At 61.3% G+C, this 16,165-nt stretch carries 14 protein-coding genes; 4 read left to right on the plus strand and 10 right to left on the minus strand.

The window, feature by feature from the left end; translation table 11 throughout:
* The first annotated feature begins 1 nt into the window (after position 1).
* The 4 genes from ruvX to C7S18_RS24630 all read left to right on the plus strand — a co-directional run bounded on the left by ruvX (position 2) and on the right by C7S18_RS24630 (position 5,213).
* Positions 2 to 430, plus strand: coding sequence for a Holliday junction resolvase RuvX (gene ruvX / locus C7S18_RS21695; RefSeq protein ID WP_106893543.1), 429 nt, complete (start codon positions 2 to 4; stop codon positions 428 to 430).
* A gap of 121 nt (positions 431 to 551) precedes the next feature.
* Positions 552 to 2,936, plus strand: a complete 2,385-nt coding sequence (locus C7S18_RS21700; protein WP_106893544.1) for a DEAD/DEAH box helicase — start codon at positions 552 to 554, stop codon at positions 2,934 to 2,936.
* On the plus strand, positions 2,933 to 3,805 hold the full coding sequence (locus C7S18_RS21705; RefSeq protein WP_106893545.1) for a ribonuclease H-like domain-containing protein: 873 nt from the start codon (positions 2,933 to 2,935) through the stop codon (positions 3,803 to 3,805). The genes C7S18_RS21700 and C7S18_RS21705 overlap by 4 nt, the downstream gene beginning before the upstream one ends.
* 70 nt (positions 3,806 to 3,875) lie before the next feature.
* On the plus strand, positions 3,876 to 5,213 hold the full coding sequence (locus tag C7S18_RS24630; protein ID WP_170113422.1) for a DUF3667 domain-containing protein: 1,338 nt from the start codon (positions 3,876 to 3,878) through the stop codon (positions 5,211 to 5,213).
* A 159-nt stretch (positions 5,214 to 5,372) separates the two neighbouring features.
* Here the strand turns inward: C7S18_RS24630 and C7S18_RS21715 are convergent, their stop codons facing one another.
* The 10 genes from C7S18_RS21715 to C7S18_RS21760 all read right to left on the minus strand — a co-directional run bounded on the left by C7S18_RS21715 (position 5,373) and on the right by C7S18_RS21760 (position 16,162).
* Entirely contained in the window at positions 5,373 to 6,599 is a 1,227-nt protein-coding gene (locus C7S18_RS21715; RefSeq protein ID WP_106893546.1) for an ABC transporter permease, read from the minus strand.
* A gap of 9 nt (positions 6,600 to 6,608) precedes the next feature.
* Complete coding sequence (locus C7S18_RS21720) at positions 6,609 to 7,919, minus strand: ABC transporter permease (protein WP_106893547.1); 1,311 nt, start codon at positions 7,917 to 7,919, stop codon at positions 6,609 to 6,611.
* A 10-nt stretch (positions 7,920 to 7,929) separates the two neighbouring features.
* The gene (locus tag C7S18_RS21725; protein WP_106893548.1) at positions 7,930 to 8,631 is read right to left on the minus strand and encodes an ABC transporter ATP-binding protein; all 702 of its coding nucleotides are present in this window, start codon (positions 8,629 to 8,631) and stop codon (positions 7,930 to 7,932) included.
* Positions 8,632 to 8,679: 48 nt separating this feature from the next.
* On the minus strand, positions 8,680 to 9,951 hold the full coding sequence (locus C7S18_RS21730; protein WP_106893549.1) for an efflux RND transporter periplasmic adaptor subunit: 1,272 nt from the start codon (positions 9,949 to 9,951) through the stop codon (positions 8,680 to 8,682).
* Positions 9,952 to 10,123: 172 nt separating this feature from the next.
* Positions 10,124 to 12,745, minus strand: coding sequence for an ABC transporter permease (locus tag C7S18_RS21735; protein ID WP_106893550.1), 2,622 nt, complete (start codon positions 12,743 to 12,745; stop codon positions 10,124 to 10,126).
* Complete coding sequence (locus tag C7S18_RS21740; RefSeq protein WP_106893551.1) at positions 12,742 to 13,086, minus strand: PadR family transcriptional regulator; 345 nt, start codon at positions 13,084 to 13,086, stop codon at positions 12,742 to 12,744. Before C7S18_RS21740 ends, C7S18_RS21735 begins: the two co-directional genes overlap by 4 nt.
* Positions 13,087 to 13,232: 146 nt before the next feature.
* Positions 13,233 to 13,808 carry an outer membrane beta-barrel protein gene (locus tag C7S18_RS21745; protein WP_170113423.1) on the minus strand — a complete coding sequence of 192 codons (576 nt, stop codon included), beginning with the start codon at positions 13,806 to 13,808 and terminating at the stop codon, positions 13,233 to 13,235.
* Positions 13,809 to 13,842: 34 nt separating this feature from the next.
* A complete protein-coding gene (locus C7S18_RS21750; RefSeq protein ID WP_106893553.1) occupies positions 13,843 to 14,310 on the minus strand; it encodes a tRNA (cytidine(34)-2'-O)-methyltransferase in 468 nt (155 codons plus the stop codon).
* Positions 14,310 to 15,005 (minus strand): DnaA regulatory inactivator Hda, encoded by a 696-nt coding sequence (gene hda, locus C7S18_RS21755; RefSeq protein ID WP_170113424.1) that lies wholly within the window; start codon positions 15,003 to 15,005, stop codon positions 14,310 to 14,312. The genes C7S18_RS21750 and hda overlap by 1 nt, the downstream gene beginning before the upstream one ends.
* The gene (locus C7S18_RS21760) at positions 15,002 to 16,162 is read right to left on the minus strand and encodes an AI-2E family transporter (protein WP_106893555.1); all 1,161 of its coding nucleotides are present in this window, start codon (positions 16,160 to 16,162) and stop codon (positions 15,002 to 15,004) included. The genes hda and C7S18_RS21760 overlap by 4 nt, the downstream gene beginning before the upstream one ends.
* Between the last annotated feature and the right edge of the window lie 3 nt (positions 16,163 to 16,165).

The following is a 16,165-nucleotide window of genomic DNA, read 5'->3' on the forward strand; positions in this document are numbered from 1 at the left end:
GATGACGCTGAACGGCGTGGCGTTTGGTTTTGACTACGGCGGCCGCCGTATTGGTGTGGCCGTGGGGCAATCGATCACCGGCACCGCATCCGCGCTCGCGGTGATCAGTAACAGTCCGCAAGGCCCAAACTGGGCCGAACTCGACAAACTCGTCCGCGAATGGCGGCCGGCCGCCTTGGTGATCGGTTTGCCCGTGACGGTGGACGGCTATGACCAAGCTGTAACCACCGCGAGCCGCGCATTTGCCGACACCCTTGCCGCGCGCTACCAGCTACCGATTCACCTCCAGGACGAGCGCTATTCATCCCGCGAGTCGGAGGCCCAGTTCAAACAACTCCGGCAGGGTGGGTTGGCTCGGAAAAAAGACGCTGCGATGCTCGATGCGGCCGCCGCAAAGCGGATTCTGGAGCGGTGGTTGCAGGGCGTCTGAGTCACTGGGTCGCCCGTCTCAGGTTTTGACGAACCGGGCCGATATGCTCGCCCCGCCGGTCTGTCTCAGGTTTTGAGACGCGCCCATCCGAGCCTCCGAGGTCTACACCCGGAGGCCTCCCATGGCAGTTCTGCACCCGATTCGCACCCTGTCTGCCAAGCGCTTGCAGCCGTTGACGGCGGAAGCGCCGCCGGATTTATCGGCGGCCATCGCGCGGCTGAAGCGCCGTGCCGGCGATCGGATCGCTGCGCATTGGCAGATTCCGGCGGTGCCGGCGCGGTATGCGGCAATGCCGGGCTTGCACCCGGGATTGGTCGGGGCATTGAAACAGCGCGGCATCGACGAACTCTATTCGCACCAGCGCGAGGCGTTTGATGCGGTCAAGGCTGGCGAGCACGTCGTGGTGCTGACGCCAACCGCCTCGGGCAAGACGCTGTGCTACAACCTGCCCGTCATTGATGCGGTGCTGAATCGCCGGTGCAAGGCGCTGTATCTGTTTCCGACCAAGGCACTGGCGCAGGATCAGGTGTCGGAACTCCTGGAGCTCAACAAAGCGGGCGATCTGAAGGTCAAAGCGTTCACGTTTGATGGCGACACGCCGTCGGATGCGCGGAAGGCGGTGCGTACGGAGGCCGACATCGTCGTCAGCAACCCGGACATGCTGCACCAGGCGATCCTGCCGCATCACACGAAGTGGGCGCAGTTCTTCGAGAACCTGCAATACATCGTGATCGACGAGGTGCACACGTATCGCGGCGTGTTCGGTGCGCATGTCGCGAACCTGCTCCGGCGCTTGCAGCGTGTGCTCGCGTTCTATGGCGCCAAGCCGCAATTCATTCTGTGCTCGGCCACGATTGCGAATCCAAAGCAGCATGCCGAGGCGTTGATTGGCGCGCCGGTGCAAGCCATTACCGAGTCCGGCGCGCCACGAGGCGCGCGCCAAGTGCTGTTCTGGAACCCGCCGGTCATCAATCCGGATCTCGGGATTCGCGCGCCCGCACAGTCCGAATCACAGACCATCGCGAAGCAGCTGATCGAGTCCGGCTTCAAAACGCTGGTGTTCGCGAACTCGCGTCTGCTTGTTGAAGTCATCACCAAATACCTGAAAGACGAGTTCGATCACGATCCGCGCCGCAAGCCACGCATCCGCGCTTATCGCGGCGGGTATCTGCCCACCGAACGGCGGGAGATCGAACGGGCGATGCGGGCGGGCGAGATCGACGGTTTGGTGTCGACGTCAGCGCTGGAACTCGGTGTCGATATCGGGGCGCTGGACGCTACGGTGTTGAATGCCTACCCGGGCTCGATCGCCGCAAGTTGGCAGCGTATTGGCCGCGCCGGTCGCCGACAGCAGGAATCGTTGGCAGTGCTGGTTGCGGGCAGCGAGGCGTTGGATCAGTATCTGATGCGCAAGCCCGAGTACTTTCAAAACGCGAGCCCCGAGCAAGCGCGCATCGCGCCGAACCAAGCCTTGATCCTGCTCGATCATATTCGTTGTGCGGCATTCGAGCTGCCGTTTCAGCAGGGCGATCGATTCGGTGATCAGGACACCGGGCCCTATTTGCAGGTGTTGTCTGAATGCGGGGTGCTGCATCAGGAGGGCCAGCAGTATCACTGGATCAACGAAGACTATCCCGCCCAGGCGGTCAACCTGCGTGCGGTGGCCGACGGCAATTTCGTCGTCGTGGACATCACCGACGGTCGGCAATTGATCATTGCCGAAGTGGATTTCACTGGCGCCGCGATGACCTTGTATGAAGGCGCAATCTACATGGTGCAGTCGGAGCCGTTTCAAGTCGAGCGCCTGGATTGGGCGGGGCGCAAGGCGTTCGTCCGGCGCACGACCGTCGATTACTACACGGATGCAATCGACTACAGCAAGCTCAAAGTGCTGGATGTGTTTGCCGACAAAGCCGCGGGGCAAGGTCGCTGCGCGCAGGGCGAGGTGCACGTGATCCGCCGCGTGACCGGCTACAAGAAGATCCGTTACTACACGCACGAAAACATCGGCTACGGGCCCATCAATCTGCCCGACCAGGAGATGCACACCTCCGCCGTGTGGTGGCGTTTGCCCGCCGCCTTGCTGCAGTCGGTGTTCCGCTCGCGCGAGCAAGCCCTGGATGGTTTTCTAAGTGCGGCGTTTGCGGCCCGGATTGTCGCGACGTTTCGCCTGATGGCCGAATCGCGCGACTTGGCCCGGGCCGTTGGCCACAAGGATGGTGCCTCGGCGTCGGGACTGCATTTGAAGCTCGACGCGAACGACGAGCAGTTCGCACCGACGCTGTACCTGTACGACAACTACGTAGGTGGTATTGGTCTGACTGAGCCGCTCTACGATCTCGCGGCCAGCGTGATTCAGGAAACGCGTTCGATGATTCAGGCATGCGCCTGCCCGAGTGGCTGCCCGGCGTGTGTCGGTCCAGTAGCGAGCGTCAGCGAGCAGCAGACGCCGACCCGCAAGGATCTTGCGCTGACGGTCTTGCGGCTGTTGCAGGACGCGGCATGAGTGCGGTCGATGTGCTGCTCAGGCTCCGTGCGCAAGCAGGTGCGCGGACATTGGGTACGCCTGTTCCGCGCGCACGCGAACCAGACTACGTGGCGCCGACACACGGCGATGCCGCTCGCGAAGCCGAAGCCCTGGTCGAACGTCTGCGTGCAGCGTTGGCGCGCCGCGCCTATCATCGCGACATGGAGCAATTGCCAGGCATGCAATCCACGGCCGTACCCGATTTCGATCTGGGCGAGCGCATTGCGCCCGGCTTAAGGCTGTTGCAGATCGACTATCCGGATCCGCAAGCGACCAGCATTGATCTGCCTTGGCTCGAACAGACCGGCGTGGCGCGCGCCGACCTTGCCGCCTTCGACATCGAAACCACCGGTATGAATGCAGGGGTTGGTGTGCGGGCGTTTCTGGTTGGCATTGCCGATTGGTGTGACGACCGGCTCCGCGTGCGGCAGTTGTTGCTGGAGTCGCCGGCAGGCGAACCGCATCAGCTGGCATTACTGCGCGAATGGCTGCTCAGCAAACGGGTCCTGCTGAGCTACAACGGCAAAAGCTTTGACGTGCCGATGATGAACGGCCGCTATCCCTTGTTCGGCCAAGCTGCGCCATTCGCCGATCTCGCCCACCTGGACTTGCTGACAATCGTGCGTCGCCAGCTGAAGGACCGCCTCAGCAACTGCAAGCTCGGCACAGTCGAGCGCGAATGGCTCGGATTGATCCGCCAACACGATCTGCCCAGTGCCGAAGTCCCCGGGGCGTGGCGCGATTGGATTCGCCTGGGTCGGGACGACCGCTTGAAACGCGCGATCGCGCATCATCGGCAAGACGTGATCAGCCTGTGGCAAATCTTGAACCGTTTGCTGGCCGTTTGAGTGCCGAACTGCTGAGCCCTACCGCAAGCCGATAAGATCGCAGCATGCGATCGACTCTGCGTACCTCGTCATGAGCCAACCCATCTCGGATCTGGCCACCCTGCTTGCCAGCATGCAACCTGAGTTGCGTCCGGGCGTGTTTGTCTACGTTCGCGGGGCTCCTGGCGCGGTAGCGCCCGAGGCTGCGATCGAAGCGATGGTTGAGGAGCCAGAAGGGCCGACTTGGGTCATTGCCGAAGCTGACGCCGAACGGCTAGGGCTGCCAGTGTTGTTCCGCGCGGCGTGGATCACGCTGACCGTGCATTCTGACTTGGCTGCCTGCGGCCTGACCGCAGCGTTCTCGAAGGCGCTGGCCGACGCCGGCATCAGTTGCAACGTGCTGGCGGGGGCCGTTCATGATCACTTGCTGGTTCCGATCGAACAGGCGCAGGCGGCCATGCATTGCCTGCAGCAGTTGTCCGCCCAACAGCCTGTAAGTCCTCTGACGGAATCAGCATGCGCGAACTGCGGCGCCACCATGAGCGGCGCATTCTGTGCAGCATGTGGTCAGGCGCGCTTTGTCGAGGCCGATCGTCGACTCTCACATCTCTTGAAGCAGGCGTTCGACAACCTGACGGATTTCGATAGTCGTCTTTGGCGTAGCCTGCTCAACCTATGGTTCCGGCCCGGCCGATTGACGCGCGACTATCTCAATGGTCGTCGGCAATTCTGGATGCCGCCCATCTCGTTATTCCTGCTGGCCAATGTGCTGTACTTTTTTGCGCCCGCGATCACCGATTTCGAGTTGCCGTTTGTTGATCAAGTGCCCGGTCCGCTGATGCTGGAAGTGCTGCAAGCTGAGCGGACAATCCCGCCAGATGAGGCCGCCAGAATGGCCGAAAACAGCGGACAGATGCACAGCCGCTGGACGGCGAAATGGGTCAAAGAGCGTGTGGCGGCAAGGGATGCCGGGGCGAAAGCGGCCGACCCATCGGGTCACTACACCATGGCGGACTATGCCCGTGCGTACGATGCCCGATCGCCCGACATCAGCAAACTCTTGATCATCGTGCACGTGCCGATCATGGCGTTGGTACTCAGCCTGCTGCTGTTGCCGTTGCGCCGCTATTTTGCCGAACACATGGTCATCGCATTCCATGTGTTCACGTTCATTCTCTTCGATGTCGTGCTGCTGGTGCAGGGCATGGCCTGGTTGGCCGAGCGCTGGGGCTGGCCGCTGTACTACCCGATCCTCGGGGCGCTTAGTTTGCTACCGATTTGGTACGGTGCCGAGACGCTGCGGAAGAGTCTTGATCTGTCCGCGATCGTTGCGTATCCGGTCGCGTTCGCGTTGATGCTGGGGTTGGTTCTCGGCAATATCTCGATCTACCGGTTCGTGCAATTCGCGCTGATCTTTGCGTTGACGTGACGGGTTGCAGAGTCTAAGGCCACGGCCCGCGACGAAGTACTCTTAGGAGCGCCTTCAGCCGCGAACCAGACTGATCGCAAGGTTGCTCGGGCCTGAAGGCCCCGCCTACGAGGGCCCTCAGGTTTGCGATCAAAGGCAGTGCGCTATTTACTGGAGCAATCAGATTGTCCGTGTCGCCACTGCCGGCGGCACCTTCGCGGCGCGCAATGCTGGGCCAAGCACTGCGAGCAAGCCCAACACCCACATGATCGCCATCCCAATGCCGACGTACGACAACGGCAGTCGCGGGATCTCCATTTGGCGGACCAGAACCTGGTTCAGGCTCAGTGCCAGGACTAGGCCAAACAACGCGCCACCGGTGGTGATCAGCACATTTTCGACGAGAAAGTAGCGGATCACATCGATCTTGCGGGCACCGAGCGCGCGGCGCACGCCGATCTGCTTGCGGCGCTGATTCACCCAGAGGCTCGCCAAGCCAACGATGCCACTCGCGGTAATCAGCAGCAGGAACAACGTCACCGCAATCAGCAGGCCAGCCATCAGCATTTCATTCGCATAGCGGCTTTCGCGAATCTCGGCAAACGTGCGTTGTGAATTCAGCACGCGATCCGACCGCAGTTTTGACAGTGCCTCGGAAGCAGCCTTCAACACCGGCTCAAGCTGACCGGGTTCCGAGCGGATCGCGTACTGAAACGCTCCGGTCAGGTAGCGGATCGGCAGGATGTAGGACTGCTCGCCTTCGGCGCCGGCATTGGCCCAAGGTGTTTGCAGACGCTCAATGACGCCAATGATCTGCGCGGGCTCTTCCGCAACGCCATACATCGGTTTGCCCAGCAGTTCGTTGTAGTTGGTGATGCCGGGTTGCAGCGCGTCCGCCAGGGCCTTCGTGATGATCACGAATTTCGGCGCGGCGTTGCCGCTGTCCGGGTCGTGATCGAACACGTCGTCTTGGGTGAAGTCGCGGCCAGCGATGAGTTTCAGTCCATACGCGTCGATGAGCGACCCCGGGGAAAAGTAATGGGCGCCACTGAGACTCGCGTTCTCATTGTCCTCTTTCAGGCTGAGGCCGCCCGAGTTCCAGCCAGACTGGCCGAGCGGGATCTGATTCGCCCAGGTCGCCGAAACGACGCCTGGAATCGCACGCAGGGTCTGCAGATCGACTTCCTGAATCGACTTCGGGTCAGCCATGTCGCCAATTGGCGACAATTCGATCCGCGCGATGTTGGCCTCATCGGCGCCGCTTGGACGGGCGGCAGCGGCCAGCCGTTCCTGGATGATGTACAGCGCATTCGCAACGATGGCGAGCGTCAGCGCGACCTGCGCGGCAATCAGCAGCGGCGCAGTCTTGTTGCGGAACAGGGTAGAGAGAATCGGTCGGACTTCCATGTGACCTCCTTATTGCGATTTGAGTTGGGCGGCCGGCAGCACCTGGCATGCACGCCAAGTCGGCAGCAGACCAGCGGCGAGCGCGGCAATCAGCGAGATCGCGACGGTGACCATGAGCATCATCCAGTCCATGTTGGTCAGCAGCGCGATGTCGCGGGCGTAGTGACGGACATAGGCAAGTGCACCGAGCGTCATGGCAATGCCAAGACCCGCGCCGACCAGCCCAATCACGCCGGCTTCGGTCAGGAATTGCGCGAAGATTTCGGTACGCGACGCGCCAAGAGCACGGCGCACGCCAATCTCACCCGGACGCGCACTGAACTTGGCCAGCAGCAGCCCGATGGTGTTGACGAGGCAAACACCGAGGAAGGCAAATGCGAGCCACGTCGCGACGATCGTGTCATTGTCGACCACACCCTGGCGGTCCATCCACTCCATGACGTTGCGCAGGCGATTGTTGACCTTGCGCGGCAGTCGATCGAGCTTCTGCTGTTCCAGAACGTAGGCATTCAGGTAGTCGAAATAGCCATCGCGGTCGCTTGCGGCATTAAGTTCGACCCAGTACTGGATCCATGTGCAATCGGACTTCAGGAAGCCGGCAAAGCCGGGCTCGGGGCGACCGCTGCAATTGACCTGACCCTGAATATCTTCCAGTTTCTCCGTCACGACCGGAATCGGGACGAAGAACTCCTCGTGATCGCCGTAACGATTCGAGCCCACGAGTCGATAGAACTTCGGCAGTGGATTCCAGGTATCCAGCACGCCGACAATCGTCAGTTGATGCTTGGACAAGATCAGGCGTTTGCCGATAGCGTCGGCGTTTTCGCCAAACAAGCGATCTCGCAGCGCCTTGCTGATGACCACTACATCGGCGGCGGTCTGATCCTGCTCCCCGGTCCAAGGTTGGCCTTGCACCATCGGCACATTGAACATCTTGAAGAAGTCCGAGCCGACACCGAGGCCCGAAACAAAGAACGGGGACAAATCTTTGCGGTCGGGTGACACCGTACCTGAGGTGCCGATCAGCGGGGTCTGCATCGGCGCTTTTTTCGCGCGCCACAGGTTCATCGCATCCGTGTATGCCATTTGCGAGTCGGGCTCGCCGTTGTCGGATTCACGTCCCACCGGGCCGGTATCGATCTGTACGTAGAACAGGCGATCGCTCTTTTGGGGAATCGGATCGCCAGACATGGCGCGCAGAATGGTCAACGTGGTCATGGCTGCCGAGACGCCGACAGCAAGCGTAATGATCATCAGAATGGTGATGATCGGGTTGCGTTTCAGATTGACGGCACCAAGTTTGAGGTAATAGAAAAACATGGTTTAGTCCTCAGGCCACAGCAACCAGGGTGGGCGATTCGCGGCGGACAAAGTCAGTGACCAGGCCGTCGACGATATGGACATTGCGCGCCGCGCGCGCCGCCAATTCCGGATCGTGGGTCACCATCAAGATGGTCGTGCCCTTGTGATTGATCTCTTCCAAGAGCTCCATGACCCCACGCGCCATCTGCGTATCCAGGTTGCCAGTGGGTTCGTCGGCGAGCAGCACTTTCGGGCTGCCAGCCAACGCGCGCGCGATCGCCACGCGCTGTTGCTGACCGCCCGAGAGCTCGGCCGGGAAGTGCTTCATGCGTGAGGACAGACCAACCTGCCCTAGTGCCTCTTCAATACGGCGCTTGCGTTCGCTGGCCGGAAAACCGCGATAGCGCAGCGGGACATCGACATTGTCGAACAGATTCAGATCTGGGATCAGATTGAAACCCTGGAAGATGAAGCCCAGCTTCTCGTTGCGCAGCCGCGAGCGTTGGCTGTCGTTGAGTCCGGTCACATTCACATCATCAAGAAAGTAGTCGCCGCCCGTGTGTTCTTCGAGCAACCCGGCGATGTTCAGAAACGTGGTCTTGCCCGAACCCGAAGGGCCGGTGACCGCGACAAACTCGCCTTCCTTGACTTCGATCTCGATGCCACGCAGGGCGTGCGTTTCGATCATGTGGGTGCGATACACCTTGCTCAGCGACTTCATCCTGATCATGTCTTGCTCCTTGGCTCTTGGCTTGCTGATGGGGTAGGGCTTGCTGGGTTAATCATTGATGCGAACGCGCTCAGCGTTCTCGAAATTTTCCGAGCCGGCGATGACGACTTCATCGCCAGGAATGAGCCCCTCGGTCACTTCGATGGCGCTGACACTGGTTGCGCCGACTTGAATGGGTTGGCGACTCGCCACACCGTCTTTGATGCGATAGACGTAGCGGCCGCCGTGCGCTTCGAGGAACGGACCGCGAGCGAGGGTCAACACGTTGTCTTTCTGGCTCAGGAGCACGCGGCCGCGTACGCGCTGGTTCTGGCGCAGACCTTCCGGCTGGCTGCCCGCAAAGCGCACACGCACCAGGACTTGGTTGTTGACGACCTCTGGCGCGATGGACACCACGCTGCCTTTCGCTTCGCTATTGCCGAGGTTGATGTCGGCCGCCATGCCGATGCCAATGTCTTCGGCATAGACTTCGGCCACGCCGAGCTCGACTTCAAGGTGACTCAGATCGACCACCGTGATCAGAGGCGCATTGATCGCAGCCTGGGCGCGGTCGACAATACTGACGGATCCGACCAGTCCGTCAATCGGGGCACGCAGATTCAGGGACTCCACCCGACGACGCAACTCCGCCACGACGACACGCTGGCGCTGCAGCGTCTTGGTGTTCGACGCCAAGTCGAACGCGACGTTCTGGCCTTCGAGATCGGCGTCGGCCCGCGCATGGGTGCCGCGAATCTCGGCCGCCCGGAGATCATCGGTGATCTTCATGCATTCCACGCGCGTCAGCGCGCCCACATCGCATGCCTTCTTAGTGCGTTCCGCTTCACGCTTGGCTGATGACAAGGCGAGATCGGCCTCATCAGCGGTTTTCGCCGCGAGCAGCTTTTGCTTTTCGGCTTGAATCTTGCCCTTGGCCACGAGCGCTTCTTGTTGTTCGAGCGCCGCGACTTCACGATCGAGTTCGGACTTGAGCTCAGGAGAATCCAGGGTCGCGAGCAAGTCGCCGGTCTTGACGGCTTGACCGGGTTGCGTTTGCAGGCTGACGGTGCCGGCGGCCGGGGCATACAGCGTGCGGCTGACGGCGGCGACGATACGGCCATCGACGGCGATATCGCTGATCAAAGTGCCACGCTGCACCTTGGCGACGCGAATACGGTCGAGATCCACCGAGCGCTCGGCCAAACCCCAGGCATAGAGTCCAGACAGCAGCAAGCCGACAACGGCCACGCCGCTCGCAATGCCAATCCATTGGGCGCGACTCAGCAAGTTGCGGTGCGCGGGCTGGATCTGACGATCCTGGCCTGAGGTGTCCTTGATCATGCTTGACTCCGTGTCGATAGCGGCGGGAACAACGCCGGGAAACGTCCCGGACAGATGTATCAGTGCAATCGACGTGCCAAAGGCAAGTCTTTGAAATATCGTGCGATATGCCCGGGTTATAGTGTCCGCGGACACTCAAAGTGTCCGCTCGACAAGGCCGCCTGCCAAACGCTCAACGCTCGCGCAGGGCTTCCAGTGCCGATAGCCGGACCGCCTGTCGCGCCGGCCACCAGGCGGACGCCAGCGCGACCAGCAGCAATAGTGTCGGAACACCGACATATGCCAAGAGCGGGAAGGCCTGCAGCCAACCAATCGGCTTGACCAGCAACAACGACACGCCAAGGCAAGCCACTAGGCCAAGGACAAAGCCTGCACGAATTTGCCGGAGCGACTGTCGCAGGACTTGGCGCAACACTGTCTGGGGCGTGGCGCCAAGCGCGATTCGGATCCCAAACTCGCGCCAGCGCGCCCGCACCTGAAAGCGCATCACGCCAAACAATCCAAGTGCGGAGATCAGCAACGAGATGAAGCCGAGTCCAGCGGCCAGATGGCTGCAGACGATCAGCGGTAGTCGATACACCGACACCATATCGCTGAGGCGCCAAGGTTGGCAGATCTGCGGATTGGGTCCGGCCACGCACGCATCGGCCAACGTATTGAGCATGGCATCGGTCGCACCAGCGTCGATCCGAACCAACACATCGCGCATCGCGGGCTGACCAAGAGCGCCCGGGCGATAGAGCATCGTGCCGTCGATTCCGGCCAGAGGCAGACCGCTGACGACGCTCGGTACGACGCCGATCACGGTGACGGATTGCGCGGTTTCCAAACCGTCGGCATCGGTGTCGATCACCGTGATGCGCTGGTTCAGCGGGCTTTGTCCGGGCCAAAGCGCAGCAGCCGTCGACGCGCTGATCATCGCCAACGGGCTTTGCTGGCTGGCTTCGGCCTCAGTGAAATTGCGTCCGAGCACGATGGGCAGTGACAGCGCCTGGAAGTAGTCGGCAGCAATCGTCTGCGTGCCGAGCGCAAGACTCCGATCGCCGACTCGAACCTGCTGTCTTGGCACGACGCCATAAAGCGGTGCATTGGCCGTGCTGGTCACCGCACGCACACCTGGTAAAGCGATGAGTCTGGCGCGCAATGCGGCGTCAGGCGATGGATGGCGCAAGTCCACGAGCGTTTCGGTCGGATAGCCAATGTCGATTTCGCGGGACTTGTGGCTCAGGCTGATGATCATGGCCGCCAGCACCAACAGCACCAGGCTAATGGCGACCTGGGTGCTCATCAGCCAGCCGCGGAGGCGCGCCGCGGGAACTCGGCCTTGCCACAGCCGGCCATCGCGCCTTGCGGCCTGCGCCAGGTCACCACTGGTGAGGCTCAGCGCCGGCAACAGGCCGAAACCAAAGCAGGCGACCAAAGCTTGGAGCAGCATCCAGGGCAGTAGCGACCAGTTGATGTGCATGGGCAACGGTTCGATGCCCATCGCGACCAGCATGGACATCGCATATCGATGCAGCGGGTCCAGGGCGAGGCTCGTCAACATCATGCCGAAGGCGCCTGCGAGCAGCGCGAGCAGCAGACTTTCGAGCATCAGGAGCCGGATCAACTGCCAGCGCGAGGCACCGAGACTCGCGCGAACGGCGAGTTCCTGTTGGCGCAGGCTGACACGCGCGAGCATCAGATTGCCCACGTTCGCGCATGCAGCGATCAGCAGCAGCAACGTCAGGCTGATGAGCGGTGCCAGCATCACATCGGCATCCCGCGACTCGGCCGCACTGAGCTGCGATCGGCGCGCCAGTACGTGCGCATCGCCCACGCGCTCGTCGGCAATCGCGTTGCGTGGCAAGGTCTGGAACCAGTTCAACAGCCGACCGCGCAGCGTCTCGGCGGATAACCCTGCCGGAACGAGCAGTGCCGTATTGAATCGCGAATCAATCGGGTTCCCCTGCTGTTGCAGCAGTCTGGACTCGAAGCGGTCGGTCAAAAAGAACTGCGGCGGAAACGGCTCCAGACCCGCGAAGCCGTCAGTCAATACACCAATGATCTGCACCGTCTGCCCGCCGAGCTTGAGGGTTCCGGGCAGCCGTCGTTCCGCCGGCGGCAACCGGTTCCAAAGGCGTTCACCGACGACCACGACCGGTGCCGCGCTCGCAAAATCGGCGGCCACAAAACTGCGCCCCGCCAAGATCTGGTGTTTGAGTGTCGGGAAGTACGCCGCGTTGACGCTGGCGCCGTAAGTCATCCGCGGTGGGGTCAGCCCAAGCACCTGATTGCTCTGACGAGAAGCGATTACCGACACGTTCGCGGATGCAAGGTCGCGGGTCAGCCACTGAATCTCGTCGGCAGTCAGCGGCGCCACAAACTGCGCCTGATTGCCACGAAGCTCCAGATCGTAGAGCAATCCTGCGACGCTGGTTGCGGGTGGGTTTGCGAGGTAGTTCTGCCATAAGCCTTGCAGGATCAGATTCACCCCAATGGCCAGGCCGAGCACCAGCGCCGAGGTGATCACAAACACCGGGCTCGCCATCAGCCCACGTGCGGCGCGAACGAGATCGCCCCACCAGCGATCGAGCCAGAGCAGACCGTGCGCGGCACGTACGGCGTCACGATGCAACTCGACCATGCCGAGCTCCAGGCGCGCACGGCGCAGAGCCTCGGCTTGCGCGACGCCCTGACGCACCAACGCGTCGACCCGACATTGCAAATGAAAGGCCAATTCGTCGGCGAGGTCACGCTCATAGCGTTTGCGATGCCAAGCGCGCTTCAAGGTTTGCAGCAGACGCATGATCATGTCAGCGCCCCTAGGCTCGGCGTGTTCAACACTTGCTCAAGTGCCCCGGCAAAGCGGCGCCAGTCCTGCGTGTCGCTTTTCAGGCGCGCCTTGCCATCGCGGGTCAGCTCATAGAATTTGGCACGCCGGTTATTCTCGGAGACGCCCCATTCGGCGCTGATCAGGCCTTGGGCTTCGAGGCGCGCGAGTGCGGGATAAAGCGCGCCCTGTTCAACCTGAAGCACGTCCTGAGACGCGCGCTGGATTCGCAGCAGGATGCCGTATCCGTGCTCACGGCCGAGCGACAGCGACTTCAGCACCAGGAGATCGAGCGTGCCTGGCATGACCGAACTGAAATTCATGGCTTCACCTAAATGGATTAGGTGAGCAGCCTATTCCCCTAAGACGTTATAGAGAGCGTGCTAAAAGTCACAGCAGCTCATGCGCAGCGCCAAAAACACAAAACCCCAGCCGAAGCTGGGGTTTTGGGCGTGCTGAACAGCGGGAATCAGAAGCTCAGACGTGGGCCGAGGAAGATGGTGTGACCATCGTCGTTGGCTTCGACTTCGCCGGTAATGCCCCAGGTATCGTTGAACTTGTACTGACCACTGACGTACACCGACGTGCTGTTGCTGCCGTCAAAGTTAGTGTACTTGAGCCCGGCTGCGCCTTCGAAATGCGCATTGAACGCGTTGCGAACACCGACGCGCACACCGTAACCGTCTTCACCCGTGCTACCGGTGAAAATGCCGTCGTTGTAGTCAACCTCAGCGCGCTCGTAGCTCACACCGGCAACCAAGTCCATGTTGTCGGTCAGGCCAACGTTATAGCCGAGGCCGATGTTCCACTGATCGACATCCACGGCACCGACGCCGTCGCCAAACTCGTAGGTCTGGAAACTGCCGAATACGTGCCAATTGTCGTGAAAAGCGCCCGACGCCTCTGCGCCATAGCCGTTCTCACCCGAGAAGCCATTCGGATCAGCGTAGGTGGCACCCAGGCCCAGGTACGAATAACTCAGATCTTCGCTGGCCATTGCGGACAGCGGGAGGGCCAGCAAAGCGCCCAGAATAACGCGTTTCATGTTCTGCTCCATTGTTGGTTGAACGAACGTTGTATCAACGATCGCTGCCGGCAAATTCCAGTTGCCGCCAGGCTTCGTACGCCACCACCGCGACGGCGTTCGATAAGTTCAGACTGCGGTTATTGGGCCGCATGGGCAAACGCAAGGTTTGCTCAGGCGGCAGGCGGTCCAGAAGGTCTTGCGGCAAGCCGCGTGTTTCTGGGCCGAACACCAACGCATCGCCAGGCTGATAGCGCGGGGCATCGTAACGAGTGCGTGCACGTGTCGACAATGCAAACAGCCGTGGGGGATTTACGGTTCGTTCAAACTCCGCCAGTGATTCATACACTTGCAATTCAGCAAACTCATGATAATCGAGCCCGGCGCGCCGCATCTTGGCGTGGTCAATCGCAAAGCCCAATGGCTTGATCAGATGCAGGCTGAAGCCGGTGTTCGCTGCCAACCGAATGATGTTGCCCGTATTCGGTGGGATCTCGGGTTGATACAGCACGATATGCAACATCAGGATTGCCCGCCTTCAATGACGCGCCGGACAAACGGTACCGTCAGGCGTCGTTGTGCCGCCATGCTGGCCACATCGAGTTGGTCGATCAGCTGAATCAGTGCGCCGAGATTGCGGGGATAGCGGCGCAGCAGAAAATCCAGCACCTCGCCGCTGAGTGACAGGCCGCGGTCGCGCGCACGATCGACAAGCACGGTGCGAATCTCGAACTCCGGCAAGGGCCGCAGACGATGCTGCGCGAGACTCGCGAGCCGGGACAACAGATCCGGCAAGTGAATCGGCAGACGGTTCGGCAATTCGCTGCTGGTCACCAAGAGCCGTGCCCGCGCGGCTTTCAGCCGATTGAACAGATCGAACATGGCAATTTCCTCGAGCCTGCGCCCGGCCAGGGCATCGATGTCGTCGATGACAACCAGGCCTTGCTCGGGTGCGGTCTCGATTGCCAGCAAAGCCTTGTCGCCCAGGCTTCGGAGGGGCAGAAAGCGAACTTCGGCGGCGGTTTGCACGAGGGCGGACGCGAGATGCGTTTTGCCGGAGCCTTCGGGGCCGGCGAGCAGAATGCCGACGAAATCTTCGGTCTCGTGAGCGAGCGCCTCGACGGCCGCGACCACGGGCGCATTATCGCCGGCGAGGAAATGCTGAAAGCGGGTGCGGGCCGCGAAACGAAAGCTCAGCGGGAGTTGCGGTGTGGTCACGACAATTGCGATTCATTGGAGGCTGGGGCCGACGGTGCGCTGGTGTCGGTGTTTCTGTCAGTCCCCGCAGCGGTCGCGAGGTCGGCGGTCGATGCGTTCGGCGTGGCGCCGTAGAGGTCGCTCTGCAAATAGCGCTCGTGGGCATGCTTCAAGACGACCAGAATGACCGCAGCGACAGGCAGCGCAAGCAGGACACCAAAGAAGCCGAACAATGCCCCGCCTGCCATCACTGCAAAAATCACCGCCACGGGGTGCAGGCCGATTTTGTCACCAACCAGCCGCGGCGTCAGAACGAAGCTCTCAATCATTTGCCCAGATCCAAAGACGATCGCGACCAGCAGCAGATTGATCCAAGGATCCCCCGGGCTGGCCAATGCGGCGAGTGCGCCCGCAACGATGCCCAGTGCGGGCCCGAGGTAGGGCACAAAACTGAGCATGCCTGCAGCAAACCCGATCAGCAGGCCAAAGCGGATGCCGCAGATCGACAACCCGAGTCCATACAGCAGGCCAAGCGCCAGCATCACCGAAACCTGGCCGCGCAGAAATGCGCCGAGGACCTCATCGGATTCGCGCACGAGTTTCGCTGCGGTGGGTGCGATCGGTCGGGGCAGCAACTCATAGACCCGATTGACCAGGACGTCCCAGTCGCGCAACAAGTAGAACGTGAGCACGGGGATCAAGACCAGATTCGCGGCCCAAGTCAGCAGGAATGCGCTGCCTTTGCCAACGCTTGCGAAAATCGTCTTCGCAATCTTGCCGATGTCCTGCAAATGCGCCTTGGCGCTCTCGAAAATCTGACCGGGCGACAACGCGTCGATATTGAGTCCGAATTCGTTGCGCAGATAGGGCAATGCCGTGCCGTTCAACCAACCTTCGAGGAAATGGAAGAGCTCGGGAAGATCCTGCGCCTGATGGAACAGCGTTGGAATCACGATCGCGAGCAAGGAAGCGGCCAGCAACAGCAACCCGGCAAACACGATCACGACCGAGGTGGTGCGCGAAAAGCGCCGCTCCAGCCGGTCGACCAATGGGTCGCTCAAGTAGGCGAGCAGGGCCGAAACGGCAAACGGCGTCAACACTGGCGCCAGGAGATACAGCAACACGGCCATCAGTACGGCCGACGCCAACCACAGCCAGGTTCGTTGATCGACAAACATGTT

It is taken from the genome of Ahniella affigens, assembly GCF_003015185.1.
In the GTDB taxonomy this organism is placed as follows: domain Bacteria; phylum Pseudomonadota; class Gammaproteobacteria; order Xanthomonadales; family Ahniellaceae; genus Ahniella; species Ahniella affigens.

Coding starts and splice junctions, on each gene's coding strand:
- ruvX (WP_106893543.1), top strand. CDS start 2: ATGACGCTGAACGGCGTGGCGTTTGGTTTTGACTACGGCGGCCGCCGT.
- C7S18_RS21700 (WP_106893544.1), top strand. CDS start 552: ATGGCAGTTCTGCACCCGATTCGCACCCTGTCTGCCAAGCGCTTGCAG.
- C7S18_RS21705 (WP_106893545.1), top strand. CDS start 2,933: ATGAGTGCGGTCGATGTGCTGCTCAGGCTCCGTGCGCAAGCAGGTGCG.
- C7S18_RS24630 (WP_170113422.1), top strand. CDS start 3,876: ATGAGCCAACCCATCTCGGATCTGGCCACCCTGCTTGCCAGCATGCAA.
- C7S18_RS21715 (WP_106893546.1), bottom strand. CDS start 6,599: ATGGAAGTCCGACCGATTCTCTCTACCCTGTTCCGCAACAAGACTGCG.
- C7S18_RS21720 (WP_106893547.1), bottom strand. CDS start 7,919: ATGTTTTTCTATTACCTCAAACTTGGTGCCGTCAATCTGAAACGCAAC.
- C7S18_RS21725 (WP_106893548.1), bottom strand. CDS start 8,631: ATGATCAGGATGAAGTCGCTGAGCAAGGTGTATCGCACCCACATGATC.
- C7S18_RS21730 (WP_106893549.1), bottom strand. CDS start 9,951: ATGATCAAGGACACCTCAGGCCAGGATCGTCAGATCCAGCCCGCGCAC.
- C7S18_RS21735 (WP_106893550.1), bottom strand. CDS start 12,745: ATGATCATGCGTCTGCTGCAAACCTTGAAGCGCGCTTGGCATCGCAAA.
- C7S18_RS21740 (WP_106893551.1), bottom strand. CDS start 13,086: ATGAATTTCAGTTCGGTCATGCCAGGCACGCTCGATCTCCTGGTGCTG.
- C7S18_RS21745 (WP_170113423.1), bottom strand. CDS start 13,808: ATGAAACGCGTTATTCTGGGCGCTTTGCTGGCCCTCCCGCTGTCCGCA.
- C7S18_RS21750 (WP_106893553.1), bottom strand. CDS start 14,310: ATGTTGCATATCGTGCTGTATCAACCCGAGATCCCACCGAATACGGGC.
- C7S18_RS21760 (WP_106893555.1), bottom strand. CDS start 16,162: ATGTTTGTCGATCAACGAACCTGGCTGTGGTTGGCGTCGGCCGTACTG.